This is a genomic window from Chryseobacterium sp. C39-AII1, assembly GCF_039672645.1.
Taxonomy (GTDB): domain Bacteria; phylum Bacteroidota; class Bacteroidia; order Flavobacteriales; family Weeksellaceae; genus Chryseobacterium.
Genome location: NZ_JBDFPQ010000009.1, coordinates 130,909 through 148,304 on the forward strand (window position 1 = coordinate 130,909; position 17,396 = coordinate 148,304).

The window sequence follows — 17,396 nt, forward strand, 5'->3', positions numbered from 1 at the left end:
TTGATGTTTACAGCGTTTTAGCTTATTTTGGTTTCCCAACTGGCGGAGAGTGAGGGATTCGAACCCCCGGAACCCTAAAAAAACTAATGTAAAAAATCAAAACCATCTCCGTTGTCAGTATCCACATTATTCCAAATAGTAATTTTTCCCCGTCTGAACTTCAGAAACCTTCAACCACTTTTAGTTCTTACCGGAAACATTATAAACTTAACAAAATAACTATTGGTTTGCTTCGTCTGAGGTTCAGAAAGTCTCAATCAGTTTTGATTCTTGCTGGCGACTATCAAAACTTGGTCAAACTAATATTGATTCTGCCCGTCGCGGGTTCAAAACGGATGAAAATATTTTCGATCAGATACAAAACATTTTACCTATCATAAAAATAATTTCAATTGAATAATGGACACGTTATTGTGATTCTTTAAACTTGTATAAATGTAACGCTCTATCCTTCAATTTTTGTTAATTTTGGAGTTAGTCTTAAATAAGGAAAAATGAAGAGATTTATTGTTGGCCTATTTTTAATGGTTTCTTGGCAAATATCCGCGCAGGATCTGTATATGCCGAGAAATATTAAAAAGGCATACGAAAACGGAACCCGCGATCTGTCGGGAGCTCCGGGTAAAAATTATTGGCAGAATAAAGGGGTTTATAATGTTGAGGTAAAGGTAGATGCCGGTACGAAGATTGTTTCGGGGAAAGAAACAATTGTTTACACCAACAATAGTCCGAATGATTTGAACGAATTGGCGATTCGATTCGTTAATAACCTTCACAAGCCGCAATCTCCAAGATCGGGATTTGTTTCAAAAGATTTCCTTTCATCAGGTTTACATATTAAATCATTTATCGTAAATGGTGAAAAATATAATATCAACAGTGATGATTGGGGAACGGTAGAAAAGGTAAAATTGAATTCTGTTTTAAAATCAAAAACCAAAGCTGAAGTAAAAATAGAGTGGGAATATCCTTTATCCGTACAAAGCGGAAGAGAGGGGCAGATAGATCCTGAGACTTTTTATGTAGCGTATTCGTTCCCGAGAATTTCTGTATACGATGATTATAACGGGTGGGACATGCTTCCGCATTCTGACCGACAGGAGTTTTATAATGATTTTAATGATTATTCTTTTGCCATTTCGGCTCCGAAAAACTATGTGGTTTGGGCAACGGGAGATTTTCTGAATCCGGAAGCCGTGCTTCAGAATCAATTTTTAACCAGATATAAATCTTCATTAAAAAGCGATAAAATAATTCATGTGGCTACGGAAGCGGAGATGAGATCCGGTAAAGTAACCAAAGCTAATAAATGGAATGTCTGGAAATTTAAAGCAAACAATATCACCGATTTCTGTTTTGCACTGAGTAATCATTATGTCTGGGATGCATCCAGTGTTCAGCTGAAAACAAAAAGAGCAAGCGTACAAGCCGCATACAAAGCAGGGACAAAAGATTTTGAGAAATATACAGAATGGATGCGTTACAACCTTGATTGGTTTTCAAAAAACTGGCCGGGCGTAGAATATCCGTATAATGTAATGACGGCAATTCAGGGGTATGCCGATATGGAATACCCAATGATGATCAACGATAGCAGCATTCCGGATAATTTTCAGGATGCGAGGTTAACGGCAGATCACGAGATTGCACATACCTATTTCCCTTTCTATATGGGAATTAATGAAACGCGTTATGCTTTTATGGATGAAGGCTGGGCAACAACACTGGAATATTTAATTGGAATTGATGAAAATGGTGAAGCAAAAGCGAAAGAGTTCTATAAAAACTTCAGGGTTAAAAAATGGATCAATGATCCTTCGGCAGAGCAGGATCAGCCAATTATCTCGATGAGTACGCAGGTAAGCGGCGCAGGATACGGAAACAATTCTTATGTAAAAGCTTCTTTGTCTTATCTTGCCCTGAAAGATTATCTGGGCGATGATTTGTTTAAAAAAGCGTTACATCATTATATGAATAACTGGAACGGTAAACATCCTGTGCCTTGGGATTATTTTAATTCTATGAATACAGGTTCCGGGAAAAATTTGAACTGGTTTTTCAACAATTGGTTTTATACCAATAATTATATTGATCTGAAAGTAGGAAAAGTTACACAACTGAATGATCTTCTTACGATAAGTGTAGATAACGTAGGTGGTTTTGCTATTCCTTTTGATGCGGTGCTGAATTATGAAGACGGAACGGTTGAAAAACTTCACTTTTCTCCGGCAGTTTGGGAAAAAGATCAAAAACAGACCAATCTTACCATTCCTATTAAAAAGAAAGTAAAATCTGTACAGCTAGATGGTGATCTATTTATGGATTATACACCGAATGACAATTCTAAAATATTGTAAAATAAAATTGTAATAAAACAAAATCCTTTTTCAAAATGCTGAAAAAGGATTTTTTTGATATATATTTAAGTGTGTTTTAAGATTCTGCGAAACCGTTTTTAATGGCAAAAACAGCGAGCCCCACACGGGTTTTCAGGTCTAGCTTGTCACAAAGCTGATCTCGGTAACTTTCAACCGTTCTTGGGCTGCAGCACATTTTATCGGCAATTTCTTTGTAGCTTAATTCGGTTACGGTGTATTTTAAAAACTCTTTTTCGCGTTCCGAAATTTTAATATTTTTTTCGACTTCTTCATTGCTGAGGTTGGAAAAAATAATCTTTGAAGCCCATTCCGGATAGAAAAAACCATCGCTATTCAGTTTTGAAAGTGCTGTTTCCAGATCTTTCGGGTGTGTATTTTTTAGTAAATATCCTTTAGCTCCGTTTTTTATCATTTTAATGACACTTTTGTCTTCGCCCTGCATGCTTAAAGCCATCACTTTAATTTCAGGATGATTTTCCTTCAGCCATAATGCTGTTTCAAAACCATCCATCATCGGCATGCTGATGTCGAGTAAAATAATATCCGGAATTTGGTTGTTGCTTTCGAATTTCTGAATAAGATCTTTGCCGTTTTCCGCAACATAAATGACTTCAAAATCCTGAAAATTGTGAATAATTCCTTCAATAGCTTTTGCGATAAGGATATGGTCGTCTACAATTACAATAGTCTTTTTCATGAATTTCTTTTTAAAATAATACTTAATGAAGTGCCCGCTGCTTCGTTACTTTCCAGGATGTAGTCTGCACCAATTACGCTGGCTCTGTTCTTCATATTGGTGAGCCCGATTCCGTTGGAAGTTATTTTTGATCTGTCAAAACCTTTTCCGTCATCTTGTAAATGAAGTTTCCATTCTTCGGTTTCGGATGTGATGAGGCTAATATAGATATTTTTGCATTGTGAATGCTTTATACTGTTCTGAATAAACTCCTGAGCAATTCTCAACAATACATTTTTCTGAACAAATTCTAAATCAAGGTTTTTTATACTCGATTCAAAATGAACTTTACAGCTTTTAAAATCATTCGTATTGTCTACCTCTTCCTGAATTAAAGTGATAATGTCTTTCTGATTGATGTTATCATCCGTTAATGTCTTAGATAAGCTTCTCAGATCTTGCAAAGACTGGTTCACGATCTGTGAAACCTGATCGATGGTTTCACTCACTTCGGGAACTTTATTTTCGTACAATAATTGCTGTGTATAAAGGCTTACCAATGTCAACTTCTGCCCGATATTGTCATGAAGTTCTCGCCCGATCTGCTGCATGGTTGCCTGCTGAATTTCTAGCTGGGTGGCGAGAAGTTCGCGTTGATGCTCTTCATTTTTCTTTTTAATTTCAATGGTATGTTCTCTTTTTCTTTGCTTATATTTCCAGATATAGATAACCACTGCGACGACAAACATCACAAAAAAAAGGTTGAATAAAACCATTACAATTATAAGCTCTTCTTTCCCCATATAAATGAAATTGAGAATAAAATGTACATCATGACATTAACAATCAGAAAATAGTCATAATAGATATTCCAAAGATCTGGATATTTAGCCCAAAGTGCAAAAAATGAGAACAACGGAAGTGTGCTTATATAAGAAAGAGTAATCCCCAACGTAATATAAAACATTTTATTTTTATTAAAATTAAGAATGTCCGTTGAGTTAATTTGTTTATAATATTCCATCACAACCAAAAACATTAAAAACAAGCATCCTAATGTATAATTAAAAGCAAATACTATTTTATTAGCCGAAAAAAATAATTCATTAGGAATAAATGATAAAATATATATGGCAGAGAACCAAAAAAATAACTTGGGTCTTTTTAAAGATTTTGCAGCATATAACCAATAAAAAAATATAAACTGCAAAGGCATTACGAAGTAGTTGTAAAATTTTGCTTTTGAGAAATAGGTATAATTTCCCCATCTGCCATATGCTTCACATAAAAAAATAACAACAAGATAAATAATGAAGTACTTCCAATGCTCTCTTTTTAGTTTGTTATAATAAAAAAGAGCTATAATTGCAGCAATTCCTTCCGCCCATAGCAGAGAATCGCTGAAAAATTGTTGGATTTCATTCATGTTGTGTAAAGCTATAAATTATTTTTAAAAAAGTTCAAACTGTGTTAAAGATGGTGGAGAAAGTTGTCCGTTATTTTCAGAAATAACCTCCATTGAAACTCTTGTACGGCGAGAATTATTTTGCATTGAGTTTTCTTCACTATTATCTAACGGATTAAAATCTGCATTAATGATTTCACCATTGTCATTTTCTCTCTTTTTTGTAGGAATCATCACTAAAGTATGTCTTCTTGCATATTCTTTTTCCACTGGGTGGCTATCCATAAGATCCCAATTCTCCTCTTTTGGATAGGCTGCGTAATAAAATCTGATACCAAGATCTTCCTCAGTTGTATCAGGATTCACTTTAGCGGCTTCCTCTTCAATCATAGAGATGAATTTCTTCAATTTTGGGAGATCAAACCAGATAGAATTCGCATCTTCTATTCCCAAGGTACTGTTGATTGCTCTTCCGTGACCACTACGATAATTGTCGATTAAAGTTTGAATTAAATCGCTTGACATAAATCCGGGTCTCAAAGGATCTTTTTCATTTGTAGATTCTGTACTCATAACTAGTTTGTTGTATAAGGGTTTATTGATCTGCAAATGTCGAAAAAAAATGGTTTTAAAAATAAATTATATAATGTGAATTATACTGTTTATTTTACCGTGATTTTACGGATTGTAAAAATATTTTAAAATACGTAGTCAAATTTAACTAATAGTCATTTTTACCTCGAATGATAGAGATCGAAAAAAGAAGATACATCACAATTAATGACAGCTGGAAATAGCTGTAATAAATATTCCAAATGTCTTTATATTCGCTGATAATAGGATGAAAGGTCCAAAAAGGCATTGTTCCGATATAAAATAATGTTACCCCAATATTGATGAAGAACATTTTACTTCTGCTAAAGTGTAAAATTTCCTTAGAGTTGACTTGTTTGTGAAATTCATAAATTACAAGTCCCATCAGAATCAATCCGCCGAAGGTATAATTAAATGAAAAAATTAAATTATTCTTATTGAAGAAAAGTTCGTTCGGAATAAAGGTAAGCAGATAAGCGATCGTTAAACCATAAAACAGTTTTGGCTTCTTAAAAGATTTTGCGGCATATAGCCAATAGAAGAAAATATATTCTAAAGGAATCACAAAATAATTAAAAAATTTAGCCCGGTCATACTCTATCAATAGATTTCCCCATTTCCCGAAAACTTCACAGAAAAATATAATGATGAGGTAAATTGAAAAATATTTCCAATATTGGTTTTTTACTTTTGGATAATAAATTAAAGCAATCAAAGCGGTAAATCCTTCTACCCAAGTGATAATATCGTAAAGTATTTGCGGAAGATTCATGAATTTAGTTTAATAAAATCAGCCATACTTGTATTTTGTGATTAAATTGCAAATATCGATAAAAAATAAGTGCTGCAAACCAAGTCTATTAGATTAAACTATTTTTATTGATTAAATGCCAGATGATAATTTTTAGAACAGAAAACTTTTTTGTGACAGGGAAAATTCTGTAATAAATGATAGATTTGCATCAATTATTTAAAAATTATAAAATTATCCAATGAAAAGACAGACTATCGCATTATTTTGCATAGCAGCATTTAGTATTTCTTGTGCTAAAAATGATGATAAACAAGACGACAGCAAATATACAGATGAACAAAAAGCTTCTTATTACATAGGTTTGAGTATTGCTCAGAATATGAAACAAGAAGGTTTTAAGGTAGATGAAAAGCTTTTGGCTCAGGCTATCAAAGAAGAAATGGATGGCGGAAAAAAGTTGATGCCGGCTGAAGAAATGGATGCCTTTATGCAGGAGTTTATGCAAAAGCAGCATGAAAAAAAGCAAGCTATAGCGGGAGGGCAAGCAGATGAAAATAAGAAAAAAGGTTTGGAGTTTCTCACGAAAAATAAAAGCAACCCAAAAGTGAAAACGACAGCTTCCGGTTTACAGTACGAGGTATTGCAGGAAGGTGATGGTAAAACAAAACCAGCAGCGGCAGACGTTGTACAGGTAAAATATACCGGAAAGCTTCTGGATGGAACTGTTTTCGACTCTACCGACAAAAATGGAGGCGCACCGATGGACATTAATTTGGGTGGCGTAATCAAAGGATGGACAGAAGGAATTCAGTTAATGAGCAAAGGATCTAAGTACAGATTTTACATCCCGTCGGATTTGGCGTATGGAGACAATGGTGCCGGACCAGCAATTCCTCCAGGCGCTACCATCATTTTTGATGTAGAATTAGTGGGTATAAAATAGAGATATTGTTGATTGTATGGCTTTCGAGAATGGAGTTTGTTGTATTTTACAGCTGATGTATTATAAATAAAATTTCCGCAGACAAAAATCTGCGGAAATTTTTCAAAAATAATATATATGAAAAAAACTACTTATTGTTCGGCAGGTCTGAAAACCAAACCTGTTTCCTCGAAATAATCTAAAGTGATTCTGTCGCCGTCATTCACGGTTCCTGCCAGAATTTCTCTTGATAATTTATTTAAAACTTCCTGTTGAATAACTCTCTTCAATGGTCTTGCTCCGAAAGCAGGATCATAACCTTTATTCATAAGATAATCTACGGCGTCTTGAGTTGCGGTCATAATGATATTTCGTTTTGCTAACATATCATTGAATCCTCTCAATTGATACGTCACAATTTTTCCGATTTCTTTTTTTCTTAAAGGCTGGAATAATACCACCTCATCGATTCTGTTTAAAAACTCAGGACGCAATGTCTGTTTCAATAAATCAAAAACCTCATCTTTCGCTTCATCCAAAGTTTCCGGGCTGATATTGTCATCCTTGTCACGCTGAGCAGCATCGAAACGCTCCTGAATTAAATGTGAACCTAAATTAGAAGTCATAATGATAATCGAATTTTTGAAATTCACAACTCTGCCTTTATTGTCTGTCAATCTTCCGTCATCCAAAACTTGTAACAAAGTATTGAACACATCTGGATGTGCTTTTTCAATTTCATCCAAAAGCACGACAGAATAAGGTCTTCTTCTTACTGCTTCCGTCAATTGTCCACCTTCATCATAACCAACGTATCCAGGAGGCGCACCCACCAATCTCGAAACACTGTGACGTTCCTGATATTCACTCATATCTATTCTCGTCATATTGTTTTCATCATCGAATAAAAACTCCGCCAATGCTTTTGCCAGCTCGGTTTTTCCGACTCCGGTTGTTCCTAAGAATAAGAACGAACCGATTGGTTTTTTATCGTCACTTAATCCCGCTCTGTTTCTTCTGATGGCGTCTGCAACAGCTATGATCGCTTCGTCTTGACCGACCACTCTGTGGTGAAGTTCATTTTCAAGACTTAATAATTTTTCTCTCTCAGATTGAAGAAGTTTAGTAACAGGAATTCCTGTCCATTTTGCAATCACTTCAGAAATATTTTCGGAAGTTACTTCTTCTTTAATTAATTCATTCTGATGGTTTTGCATCTCCAATTCCAGTTTCTGCAAAGCATCTTCTCTTTCTTTGATTTTTCCGTATTGGATTTCGGCTACTTTTGCATAATCTCCTGCTCTTGAAGCTCTTTCTGCTTCCAGTTTCAGAGATTCTATATCTTTTTTAATCTGAGTTAAATCTTCAGATTTTTGTTTTTCTTTAAGCCATTTCGCATTGATTTCATTTCTCTGCTCAGAAATTTTTGCAATGTCTTCTTTTAAATGGTCGATTTTCGTCTGATTTCCTTCTCTTGAAATCGCAGCCAATTCAATTTCCATCTGCATCAGTTTTCTGTCTAAAACATCCAGCTCTTCAGGCTTTGAATTGATTTCCATTCTCAGTTTTGCCGAAGCTTCATCAATTAAGTCAATCGCTTTATCCGGTAAAAATCGATCTGAAATATATCGTTGAGACATTTCCACCGCCGCAATAATAGCTTCATCTTTGATTCTTACTTTGTGATGAGCCTCGTATTTATCCTTAATTCCACGAAGAATGGAGATCGCCGATTCCGTATCTGGTTCTTCAACCATTACTTTCTGGAAACGTCTTTCCAACGCTTTATCCTTTTCAAAATATTTTTGATATTCATTCAAAGTGGTTGCACCAATCGCTCTTAATTCTCCTCTTGCCAAAGCTGGTTTCAGAATATTCGCAGCATCCATCGCACCTTCGCCACCTCCGGCTCCAACCAAAGTATGGATTTCGTCAATGAAAAGAATAATTTGTCCTTCTGATTTAATAACCTCATTGACTACAGATTTTAAACGTTCTTCAAATTCTCCTTTATATTTTGCTCCAGCAATCAACGCGCCCATATCTAGTGAATACAAGGTTTTATCCTGCAAGTTTTCAGGAACATCGCCATTGATAATTCTGTGTGCAATTCCTTCTGCGATGGCGGTTTTACCAACACCGGGTTCACCAATCAAAATCGGATTGTTTTTGGTTCTTCTTGAAAGAATCTGCAAAACTCTTCTGATCTCTTCATCACGACCAATTACGGGATCTAATTTTCCTTCTGCCGCTAATTCGTTGAAGTTTTTGGCATATTTATTTAGAGACTGATATGTTTCTTCAGAACTTGCAGAAGTCGCCTTCGAACCTTTTCTTAATTCTTTAATTGCTCCTTCCAAAAGATTTTTCGTAACACCCATATCTTTCAGCATTTTCGAAACTTCTGAACTGGTTTCTAAAAGCGAAAGCCATAAATGTTCAATCGTTACAAATTCGTCGCCCATTTTTTTAGCGATGTTGGGCGCATCAAGCAAAACTTTATTCGCCGATTGTGAGAGATAAATATTTCCTCCCTGTACTTTTGGAAGTTTTTCTAAATTTTCACGGTTGCGCTCTCTTACCAAAATGGCATCTGCTTCAGATTTTTTTAATAAGAAAGGCGATATATTTTCATCCACCTGGAAAATTCCTTCCAGTACATGTTGAGGTTCTATTTGTTGGTTGCCAAATTCCATTGCCACTTGTTGTGCAGCTTGGATGGCTTCCTGTGATTTTACTGTATATTGATTTAAGTTCATATTTTTATGTTTTGATTTCTTACTTTTTAGTTTTCAATTTTAGATTGTAAACATCAGATTTCAGACCATAAGACGTAAATAAATGTTAATTTTTAAATCTGATTTTCTAAATTCTGATGCCTTCAATCTTATTTAATCATTTAATTCTGATGGGTATATCGCAAAAAGTGTTCAATTGTTGAATTTTTAAAAATACTGGACAAAATTTCCGAATTGTGTATTTTTAGATAATTTTAGAAAGACAAAATTTCCGATTATGCTTAAATTGAATAAAAATTATCGGAAGAACCGTCCGATTTGGTTAAATAATAAAATACAACTCCTCTTGTTTTTGAATTAAACCATTAAGATTTTCATTAAGAGGTTTAGAATATTTAAGATGTGCTTTGCTTTTAGAATAATGCTTGTTAAAAATCTGTTTGATTTTTTCCTAATTGAACTTCATACCTTAAATTTTCTTAGGGGTTTAAATAAATTTTTGAGATTTATTATTTTTAAAATGTATAATGAAGTATTTAGCTTCTAATTCTTGAGTTAAAAATCATCCTCTCAAAATCAAAATATTAAAATCAAAATAAGTACTTTTGCGTTTTACCAAATGGAGCTTAAAGAAAAACAAAAGAAAATATTAGAAGTAGCAGTTGAACTTTTCAAAGAGAAAGGGTATTTGGGCAGTTCTGTGAGGGACTTGGCAACGAAACTCAACATTAAGGCGGCTTCTTTATATGCACACATCCGTTCGAAAGAAGAAATTCTGGAATGGATTTGTTTTGGAATTGCTCAGGAGTTTTTTGATGAACTTCAAGAGGTAAAAAACACAAATCTTCCGCCGAGAGAAAAGCTTGATCTTTTTCTGGATAAGCATTTATCAGTTGTGTTGAAAAACCGAGATGTAACTCACATTTATTCCAACGAATGGAAACATTTGGAAGAAAGACTTCCCGAATTTGTGGAATTAAGAAAGAATTATCAGCAGGAAGTTGAAAACTTGATATCTGAAATTTATCAGGCAGAAAATTGGGAACTCAAATCTCCGGCTTTTACCACACGTTTTATTCTTCATACTTTAAACAATTCTTATTTCTGGTTCAAAAGAAATATTGATTCAGGAACTGAAATTACCGATGAAATCAGAGATAAAATCCTTTTTGGACTACTTGGAAATCAAGATAGATAGTTAATTGGGGACTTTTATAAATTCTATTCGGAATGTTTATCATTTCGTAGTAATTTTGATTGTTGTGATGAAGTATACAATAAAATATTTACCTTACCTATTATTTCCCTCCGTCTAAACCTTAGCCTCAACTTAAATCTTATTTAGAATCATTCAAAATATGACGAAAGTCATAAAAATTTTTGTCAGCTTCCAAAATCTTTTTAAATTTACCTAACAAATGTTAGTTAGTTAAAGGTATGGATTTTTCAGTTGAATATTTAAAGCTCGACCAGTTGAGACAGCTTCAATCTACGCGATTGGCTGATTTGGTAGATTATCTTGGAGAGAAGTCAGAATTTTATAAAGGAAAATTTAATGAATTGGGAATATCTCCGCAGGATGTCAGGTCGATAGAAGATATTACAAAACTTCCGATTACTTACAAACAAGATTTAAGAAATAACTATCCGTTTGGATTATTCACGGTTCCTAAAGATGAATTACAAAGAATTCACTGTTCAAGCGGAACCACAGGAAAACCAACGGTAGTAGGATATACAAAAGAAGACGTTGATTTATTTAGCGAAGTCGTAGCGAGATCTTTAAACGCTGCCGGAGCAAAATCAGGAATGCAGTTGCATAATGCGTACGGTTACGGAATTTTCACTGGCGGTTTAGGACTTCATTATGGTGCTGAAAAATTAGGAATGAGCGTTCTCCCAATTTCAGGAGGGATGACGTCAAGACAGGTAGATTTAATTATGGATTTTAAACCGGAAGTAATCTGCTGTTCGCCTTCTTACGCATTAACCATCGCGGATGAATTCGCAAACCGTGGAATTTCTGCAGATGAAATTAGTTTAAAATATGCCGTTTTAGGTTCAGAACCGTGGACGGAAATTATCAGACATCATATTGAAGAAAGATTGGGTGTGCATGCAACCAATATTTATGGGTTGAGTGAAATCATAGGTCCTGGAGTTTCGATGGAAGATTTTGAGGAAAAAGGCGGAGCCTACATTTGGGAAGATCATTTTTATCCTGAAATTTTAGATCCGATCACGAAAGAACCGGTTCCGTTTGGGGAAGAAGGTGTTTTGGTGATTACTACTTTAACGAAGAAAGCAATGCCGCTTTTACGTTACTGGACGAACGATATCACCAGTCTTTATTACGACGAAAGTGGAAAAAGAACGATGGTGAAAATGCGTCCGATCCTTGGAAGAGCCGATGATATGCTGATCGTAAGAGGGGTAAATGTTTATCCAAGTCAGATTGAAGAAGCGTTTTCTCATGTAAAAGGGGTGATTCCTAATTATTATTTAACACCAATCGAGAAAGAACAAATGTGTGTTGCGCTTGATATTGATGTTGAAATTGATGATGAATTGGTAACTACTCAAAATTTACAACAAGATACCGATGATTATACTATTTTTGTCGGGAATTTTGGAAAAAGCATAGAAAACGAAATTAAAAAGCGAGTAGGAATTACAACGAAAGTGAAAATCCATGCTCAAGACAGTCTTCCAAAGTGTGAAGGCGGAAAAATTAATAGAATACTAAAAAAATAATGAATTCATTTTATAAACTTAAAACCGTTAAGGTTCAGAAAGATACTTCCGAAGCAGTAAATGTAGCGGTGGAAATTCCTGAAGAGCTGAAAGATAAATTCAGATTCAAACAAGGTCAGTATCTGAACTTTAAAATGATGATTGACGGGAACGAAGAGAGACGTTCTTATTCTATCTGCAATGCGCCAAGTGAAAAAAGCAACACGCTGGAAGTATTGGTGAAATTATTGGAAAACGGAAAAGTTTCAGGCTATTTCAACGAGCATCTTCACATGGATGAAATTCTTGAAGTAATGCCTCCGATGGGCGGTTTCAATACGTCTTATCACCCGACAAACGTGAAAACTTACGTTGGTTTGGCGGCAGGAAGCGGAATTTCTCCGGTTTTGTCGAATATCAAAGAAAGTCTTTATCAGGAGCCGAATTCAAACGCTTATTTGTTCTACAGCAACAGAAGCATGAATCACGTGATGAAAAAGGCTGAAATCGATAAGTTAGTGGAAACTTTTAACGGAAGACTGAAAGTTGTTTATTTGGTAAGCCGTGAAAAACATGAAGACCCTATTTTTGAAGGTAGAATTTCTCCGGAAAAATTAGATCATTTGTTTGAAAGATATACAGATATCGATGTTAAAGAATCTACTTTCTTCATTTGCGGACCTTCAGAAATGATTAAAGGGATTGCAGATTATTTAAAGAAAGATAAAAAAGTACCGGCAATTCAGGTTTTATTTGAATATTTCACCGCTCCTGATGAAGAAAATACGGAGGAAATGAGCGACGAATTCAAAGCTATTGCCAACATAGAAAGTATGGTAACGGTAATCATCGATGATGATGAATATTCGTTTCATTTGAATTCAAAAAAAGAGAGTATCTTAGATAAAGCATTGAAAGACAATCTTCCTGTGCCTTTTGCATGTAAAGGTGGAGTTTGTTGTACGTGTAAAGCCGAAGTTTTGGAAGGTGAAGTTTTCATGGAAAAAAACTACGCGCTTACCGAAGAAGAAGTAGCCAGAGGCTTCGTTCTTACCTGTCAATGTCACCCGACAACGAATGTGGTGATGCTTAATTATGATGTTTAAAATTAATGTAACAATCTAACAATTTACCAGTGTAACAATCACTGTCATGCTGAGCTTGTCGAAGCATCTCTTATTGGTACATTGCTAAACTGATACATTGCTAAATTGAAAGTTATGGATTTAGAAAAATTTGTACAATACGTACACGACGAAAATAAAGTAGAACCAAAAGATGTAATGCCCGATGATTACAGAAAATTATTGGTTCGTCAGATTTCACAGCACGCACATTCTGAAATTGTTGGAATGTTGCCGGAAGCGAACTGGATTTCCAGAGCGCCTTCATTGAGAAGAAAAATGGCTCTTTTGGCTAAAGTTCAGGATGAAGCAGGTCACGGTTTATACTTGTATTCTGCAACTGAAACTTTAGGAAACGGAACCATCAGAGCAGACAGAGATGCAACTTACGACGATATGTTGGAAGGAAAAGCGAAATATTCAAGTATCTTCAATTATCCTACTCTAAGTTGGGCAGATATAGGCGCGATCGGTTGGTTGGTTGATGGTGCTGCGATTATGAATCAGGTAATGTTGATGGGGAATTCTTATGGTCCTTATTCAAGAGCGATGGTGAAAATCTGTAAAGAAGAATCTTTCCACCAAAGACAGGGTTACGAGATTTTAATGGCGCTTTGTCGTGGTACAAAACAACAGAAAGAAATGGCTCAGGCTTCATTAAACCGTTTCTGGTGGCCGGCTTTGATGATGTTTGGTCCAAATGACGATAGCTCGCCAAACTCTAAAATCTCTATGAATTACAGAGTGAAAAGAGAAAGTAACGACAGTCTTCGTCAGAGATTTATCGACGTTACCGTTTCTCAGGCTGAATTTTTAGGATTAACGATTCCGGATAAAGATCTGAAATGGAATGAAGAAAGACAGCATTACGATTTCGGAGAACTTCCGTGGGATGAATTCATGGAAATTTTAAAAGGAAATGGCCCTGCCAACAAAAAGCGTATTGAAACCAAGAGAAAAGCGCAGAGAGAAAATTCTTGGGTAAAAGAGGCAGCGGCAGCTTTCGCGGAAAAACAACAAAGTTTAGCTTAAACTAGTGAATACTTTAGTTCAAAAAAAGCTTTTTCATAAAAGAGAGTTTGAAATTATCGGATCTAAGTTAAGATTTAAAGAATCAAGATTAGGAAATGAAAATGAAATATATATCCCTTTTGAAAATATTTTAGGGAGCAAAAGTTCTTTTAAGAAAACAGAACCGTGGTTTGTTTTTATAGGTGTATTTTTCACTTTATTAACGGTTTTAAGTGTAGTTTGGTATTTTGAAGATGATGATGTAGAGGTTGAAGCTCCTATTATTTGGGGAAGTGTTTCAATGTTATTTTTTTATTTGTCATATAGAATTAAAGAAAATTCTTGGAGAATAGGGTTGATTAATAATGAAAGCATTATGATGTTTAAAAATAACCCAGATAAAATTGAGGTTGAAAGATTCTTTAATATTTTGATTGAAAAACGTAATAAATACTTATTAGATAATTATGGTTTTTTAGATAAAAATTTGAGCTATGAAAGACAATTTAATAATTTGGAATGGCTAAGATTAAAAAATGTTTTAACTCTTGAAGAATTTGAAATAAAACATCAAGATCTAAAAGCTCTTTTTGATGTTAGTAATAATCGTATAGGTTTTGATAATCTTAATTAATAAAAAAAATAAAAATAGATAATGAGTCAATTAGATATGTGGGAAGTGTTTATTCAGACTAAACCGGGATTATCTCACAAACACGTTGGAATTGTGCAGGCGCCAACAGCAGAAATGGCTTTGCAGAACGCAAGAGACGTTTATACAAGAAGAAAAGAAGGAACTTCTGTTTGGGTAGTTCCAAGTAAATATATCGTGACTTCGGAAGGAGTGGATAAAGAAGCATTTTTCGATCCGGCTGATGACAAACTATACCGTCACCCGACGTTCTACGAGATTCCAAACGATGTAAAAAATATGTAAAACAGCGACTGGCTGTTAGCTGCTGGCAATTGGCCAAAAGCTAGACGCCAAAAGCCAAAAGCTAAAATAATGAACCCATTATATAATTATTTATTAAAACTAGCAGACGACAGTTTCATTATGGGACAGCGTTTGTCTGCGTGGTGCGGTGAAGGTCCTTATTTAGAGGAAGATATTGCATTAACGAATATCGCGTTGGATGAACTTGGACAGGCGAATAACTTTTACGTTTACGCTTCAAGAGTGATCGACAACGGAAAAAGTGAAGATGATTTGGCGTTTCTAAGATACGAGCACGAATATGTAAATGCACACTGGACAGAACTTCCGAACGAAGATTATGCTCAGACGATTTTAAAAGTTTATGTGTTTGCTGTGTATCAGAAATTGATGTACGAAGCATTATCAAATTCTACTAATGAAGAACTTTCTGCCATTGCTCAGAAATCTTTAAAAGAGGTAAGATATCACTATACTCATGCTGCTTCGTGGATGAAAATTTTCGCTCAGGGAACTGAAGAAAGTAAATCTCGTTTAGAAAAATCAATCGAAAATATTTGGGAATACACGAAAGGTCTATTCGCAAAAACTGAAGGAGAAGATGATTTGGTAGCTTTAAATATCGCTCCGAATGCAGATGCTCTTTACGAAGAATTTATTTCGATTACTCAGAAAGATTTTGAAGGTTTCGGGTTAGAATATCCTACAAATCCTTTCATGCAGCCAAAATCAAGAACAGGTTACCATACGGAATATTTTGGATTTATCCTTTGTGAGCTGCAGTATATGCAGAGAGCATATCCGGGTTGTACTTGGTAAGAAATGAAAAAAATGTTGCTGGGAATCGTTGCTTTTTTTCTCTTGGCGTATGTCGCGCTTTGTGTGGCTGTGTTTTTCTATCAGGAAAAAATAATTTTTCATCCTGAAAAGTTAGCGGAAAATTATTCATTTAATTTTAAAAGTAACTTTGATGAAATAACTGTTCCTACAAAAGATCAAAAGAAATTAAACTCAGTTTTATTTAAATCTCAAGATCCGAAAGGGGTGATTTTCTACCTTCACGGAAACGGAGGTTCTATAAATGGTTGGGGTGAAGTAGCCGAATTTTACAACAGTATGAATTACGATGTTTTCATATTGGATTACAGAGGTTACGGAAAAAGTGAAGACAAAATAAGTGGTAAAGATCAATTATTTTCGGATGTTGAGCTTGCTTATGATGAGGTCGCAAAAAGATACCCCGAAAAAAAGATTATTATTTTAGGATATTCCATCGGAACAGGTTTAGCTTCGAGATTGGCATCGCAGAAAAATGCAAGATTGTTGATTTTACAAGCACCTTACTTCAGTATTGAAGATGAAATGAATCAGAAATTTTCATTTCTTCCGAAGTTTTTGCTAAAATATAATTTTGAAACCAATGAATATTTAAAAACCGTTAAGTCGCCCGTTATTATTTTTCATGGAGATAAAGATGAGGTTATTAATTATAAAGCCTCTTTAAAGATTAAAAATAATTTCAAAAAAGGAGACAAACTGATTATTTTAAAAGATCAGTCGCATAACGGAATAACAGATAATTTGGATTATCAGAATTCAATGAAAAAAATCCTTGATTTTGATAACAATTAAAATATGAATCAGCTTTTAGATTTATTAAAAACAATTCCTGACCCGGAAATTCCAGTCATTGATATTGTGGAATTAGGTATTGTAAGAGAAGCGAAAATTACGAGCGAGAATTCTTGTGAAGTAACCATTACGCCTACGTATTCTGCCTGTCCAGCGATGTTTACCATTGAGGAAGACATCATCAAAATGATGAAAGAAAACGGTTGGGATGCAAAAGTAGTTACCAAGATGTTTCCGATTTGGACAACAGATTGGTTGACGGATGAAGCGAGAGAAAAACTTCGCGTTTACGGAATTACACCTCCCGAAAAAGGAGCCGACGAACATCATATCGGGAAACCGAAAAAATGTCCTCGTTGCGGTTCCGAACATACCAAACAGATCAGCAGATTCGGGTCTACATTATGTAAAGCTTCGTATCAGTGTTTAGACTGTTTAGAGCCTTTTGACTATTTTAAATGTCACTAAAATTAATGTAGCAATTTATCAGTC

Annotated in this window: 17 protein-coding genes; 11 read left to right on the top strand and 6 right to left on the bottom strand. The window is 34.8% G+C overall.

Features of this window, described 5'->3' with window-relative positions:
* Window positions 1-494: 494 nt before the first annotated feature.
* Window positions 495-2,357, top strand: coding sequence for a M1 family metallopeptidase (locus ABEG63_RS14450; RefSeq protein WP_346585724.1), 1,863 nt, complete (start codon window positions 495-497; stop codon window positions 2,355-2,357).
* A gap of 76 nt (window positions 2,358-2,433) precedes the next feature.
* Here the strand turns inward: ABEG63_RS14450 and ABEG63_RS14455 are convergent, their stop codons facing one another.
* The 5 genes from ABEG63_RS14455 to ABEG63_RS14475 form a co-directional block, all read right to left on the bottom strand.
* On the bottom strand, window positions 2,434-3,075 hold the full coding sequence (locus ABEG63_RS14455) for a response regulator transcription factor (RefSeq protein ID WP_267405885.1): 642 nt from the start codon (window positions 3,073-3,075) through the stop codon (window positions 2,434-2,436).
* A complete protein-coding gene (locus tag ABEG63_RS14460; protein ID WP_346585727.1) occupies window positions 3,072-3,857 on the bottom strand; it encodes a histidine kinase in 786 nt (261 codons plus the stop codon). The genes ABEG63_RS14455 and ABEG63_RS14460 overlap by 4 nt, the downstream gene beginning before the upstream one ends.
* The gene (locus ABEG63_RS14465; protein ID WP_346585729.1) at window positions 3,836-4,480 is read right to left on the bottom strand and encodes a hypothetical protein; all 645 of its coding nucleotides are present in this window, start codon (window positions 4,478-4,480) and stop codon (window positions 3,836-3,838) included. Before ABEG63_RS14465 ends, ABEG63_RS14460 begins: the two co-directional genes overlap by 22 nt.
* Before the next feature lie 24 nt (window positions 4,481-4,504).
* Window positions 4,505-5,032, bottom strand: a complete 528-nt coding sequence (locus tag ABEG63_RS14470) for a hypothetical protein (protein ID WP_346585731.1) — start codon at window positions 5,030-5,032, stop codon at window positions 4,505-4,507.
* A 148-nt stretch (window positions 5,033-5,180) separates the two neighbouring features.
* A complete protein-coding gene (locus ABEG63_RS14475; protein WP_346585733.1) occupies window positions 5,181-5,825 on the bottom strand; it encodes a hypothetical protein in 645 nt (214 codons plus the stop codon).
* 220 nt (window positions 5,826-6,045) lie between these two features.
* On the opposite strand from ABEG63_RS14475, the gene ABEG63_RS14480 reads away from it, so the two are divergent.
* Window positions 6,046-6,750 carry an FKBP-type peptidyl-prolyl cis-trans isomerase gene (locus ABEG63_RS14480; protein WP_346585735.1) on the top strand — a complete coding sequence of 235 codons (705 nt, stop codon included), beginning with the start codon at window positions 6,046-6,048 and terminating at the stop codon, window positions 6,748-6,750.
* Window positions 6,751-6,881: 131 nt separating this feature from the next.
* On the opposite strand, the gene clpB is transcribed toward ABEG63_RS14480, so the two are convergent.
* Window positions 6,882-9,488 carry an ATP-dependent chaperone ClpB gene (gene clpB, locus ABEG63_RS14485; RefSeq protein WP_346585737.1) on the bottom strand — a complete coding sequence of 869 codons (2,607 nt, stop codon included), beginning with the start codon at window positions 9,486-9,488 and terminating at the stop codon, window positions 6,882-6,884.
* Between the two features lie 598 nt (window positions 9,489-10,086).
* Between clpB and ABEG63_RS14490 the strand changes: the two genes are divergently transcribed.
* From ABEG63_RS14490 to paaD, 9 genes are all read left to right on the top strand, one after another.
* Complete coding sequence (locus ABEG63_RS14490; protein WP_267405894.1) at window positions 10,087-10,665, top strand: TetR/AcrR family transcriptional regulator; 579 nt, start codon at window positions 10,087-10,089, stop codon at window positions 10,663-10,665.
* A gap of 239 nt (window positions 10,666-10,904) precedes the next feature.
* The gene (locus ABEG63_RS14495; RefSeq protein WP_346585739.1) at window positions 10,905-12,221 is read left to right on the top strand and encodes a phenylacetate--CoA ligase; all 1,317 of its coding nucleotides are present in this window, start codon (window positions 10,905-10,907) and stop codon (window positions 12,219-12,221) included.
* Entirely contained in the window at window positions 12,221-13,306 is a 1,086-nt protein-coding gene (locus ABEG63_RS14500) for a 2Fe-2S iron-sulfur cluster-binding protein (protein WP_346585741.1), read from the top strand. The genes ABEG63_RS14495 and ABEG63_RS14500 overlap by 1 nt, the downstream gene beginning before the upstream one ends.
* 114 nt (window positions 13,307-13,420) lie before the next feature.
* Window positions 13,421-14,356 (top strand): 1,2-phenylacetyl-CoA epoxidase subunit PaaA, encoded by a 936-nt coding sequence (gene paaA / locus ABEG63_RS14505; RefSeq protein ID WP_346585743.1) that lies wholly within the window; start codon window positions 13,421-13,423, stop codon window positions 14,354-14,356.
* A 4-nt stretch (window positions 14,357-14,360) separates the two neighbouring features.
* Entirely contained in the window at window positions 14,361-14,969 is a 609-nt protein-coding gene (locus tag ABEG63_RS14510; protein ID WP_346585745.1) for a hypothetical protein, read from the top strand.
* 21 nt (window positions 14,970-14,990) lie between these two features.
* Window positions 14,991-15,272 carry a 1,2-phenylacetyl-CoA epoxidase subunit PaaB gene (gene paaB, locus ABEG63_RS14515; RefSeq protein WP_062672207.1) on the top strand — a complete coding sequence of 94 codons (282 nt, stop codon included), beginning with the start codon at window positions 14,991-14,993 and terminating at the stop codon, window positions 15,270-15,272.
* Window positions 15,273-15,284: 12 nt separating this feature from the next.
* Window positions 15,285-16,091, top strand: a complete 807-nt coding sequence (paaC, locus tag ABEG63_RS14520; RefSeq protein ID WP_346585813.1) for a 1,2-phenylacetyl-CoA epoxidase subunit PaaC — start codon at window positions 15,285-15,287, stop codon at window positions 16,089-16,091.
* A 3-nt stretch (window positions 16,092-16,094) separates the two neighbouring features.
* The gene (locus ABEG63_RS14525) at window positions 16,095-16,904 is read left to right on the top strand and encodes an alpha/beta fold hydrolase (RefSeq protein WP_346585747.1); all 810 of its coding nucleotides are present in this window, start codon (window positions 16,095-16,097) and stop codon (window positions 16,902-16,904) included.
* Window positions 16,905-16,907: 3 nt separating this feature from the next.
* Window positions 16,908-17,372 carry a 1,2-phenylacetyl-CoA epoxidase subunit PaaD gene (gene paaD, locus ABEG63_RS14530; protein WP_346585749.1) on the top strand — a complete coding sequence of 155 codons (465 nt, stop codon included), beginning with the start codon at window positions 16,908-16,910 and terminating at the stop codon, window positions 17,370-17,372.
* Window positions 17,373-17,396 lie beyond the last annotated feature (24 nt).

What these genes read in the sequence shown, in the direction of transcription:
- ABEG63_RS14450 (WP_346585724.1), top strand. Translation starts at nt 495, where the DNA reads ATGAAGAGATTTATTGTTGGCCTATTTTTAATGGTTTCTTGGCAAATA.
- ABEG63_RS14455 (WP_267405885.1), bottom strand. Translation starts at nt 3,075, where the DNA reads ATGAAAAAGACTATTGTAATTGTAGACGACCATATCCTTATCGCAAAA.
- ABEG63_RS14460 (WP_346585727.1), bottom strand. Translation starts at nt 3,857, where the DNA reads ATGGGGAAAGAAGAGCTTATAATTGTAATGGTTTTATTCAACCTTTTT.
- ABEG63_RS14465 (WP_346585729.1), bottom strand. Translation starts at nt 4,480, where the DNA reads ATGAATGAAATCCAACAATTTTTCAGCGATTCTCTGCTATGGGCGGAA.
- ABEG63_RS14470 (WP_346585731.1), bottom strand. Translation starts at nt 5,032, where the DNA reads ATGAGTACAGAATCTACAAATGAAAAAGATCCTTTGAGACCCGGATTT.
- ABEG63_RS14475 (WP_346585733.1), bottom strand. Translation starts at nt 5,825, where the DNA reads ATGAATCTTCCGCAAATACTTTACGATATTATCACTTGGGTAGAAGGA.
- ABEG63_RS14480 (WP_346585735.1), top strand. Translation starts at nt 6,046, where the DNA reads ATGAAAAGACAGACTATCGCATTATTTTGCATAGCAGCATTTAGTATT.
- clpB (WP_346585737.1), bottom strand. Translation starts at nt 9,488, where the DNA reads ATGAACTTAAATCAATATACAGTAAAATCACAGGAAGCCATCCAAGCT.
- ABEG63_RS14490 (WP_267405894.1), top strand. Translation starts at nt 10,087, where the DNA reads ATGGAGCTTAAAGAAAAACAAAAGAAAATATTAGAAGTAGCAGTTGAA.
- ABEG63_RS14495 (WP_346585739.1), top strand. Translation starts at nt 10,905, where the DNA reads ATGGATTTTTCAGTTGAATATTTAAAGCTCGACCAGTTGAGACAGCTT.
- ABEG63_RS14500 (WP_346585741.1), top strand. Translation starts at nt 12,221, where the DNA reads ATGAATTCATTTTATAAACTTAAAACCGTTAAGGTTCAGAAAGATACT.
- paaA (WP_346585743.1), top strand. Translation starts at nt 13,421, where the DNA reads ATGGATTTAGAAAAATTTGTACAATACGTACACGACGAAAATAAAGTA.
- paaB (WP_062672207.1), top strand. Translation starts at nt 14,991, where the DNA reads ATGAGTCAATTAGATATGTGGGAAGTGTTTATTCAGACTAAACCGGGA.
- ABEG63_RS14525 (WP_346585747.1), top strand. Translation starts at nt 16,095, where the DNA reads ATGAAAAAAATGTTGCTGGGAATCGTTGCTTTTTTTCTCTTGGCGTAT.
- paaD (WP_346585749.1), top strand. Translation starts at nt 16,908, where the DNA reads ATGAATCAGCTTTTAGATTTATTAAAAACAATTCCTGACCCGGAAATT.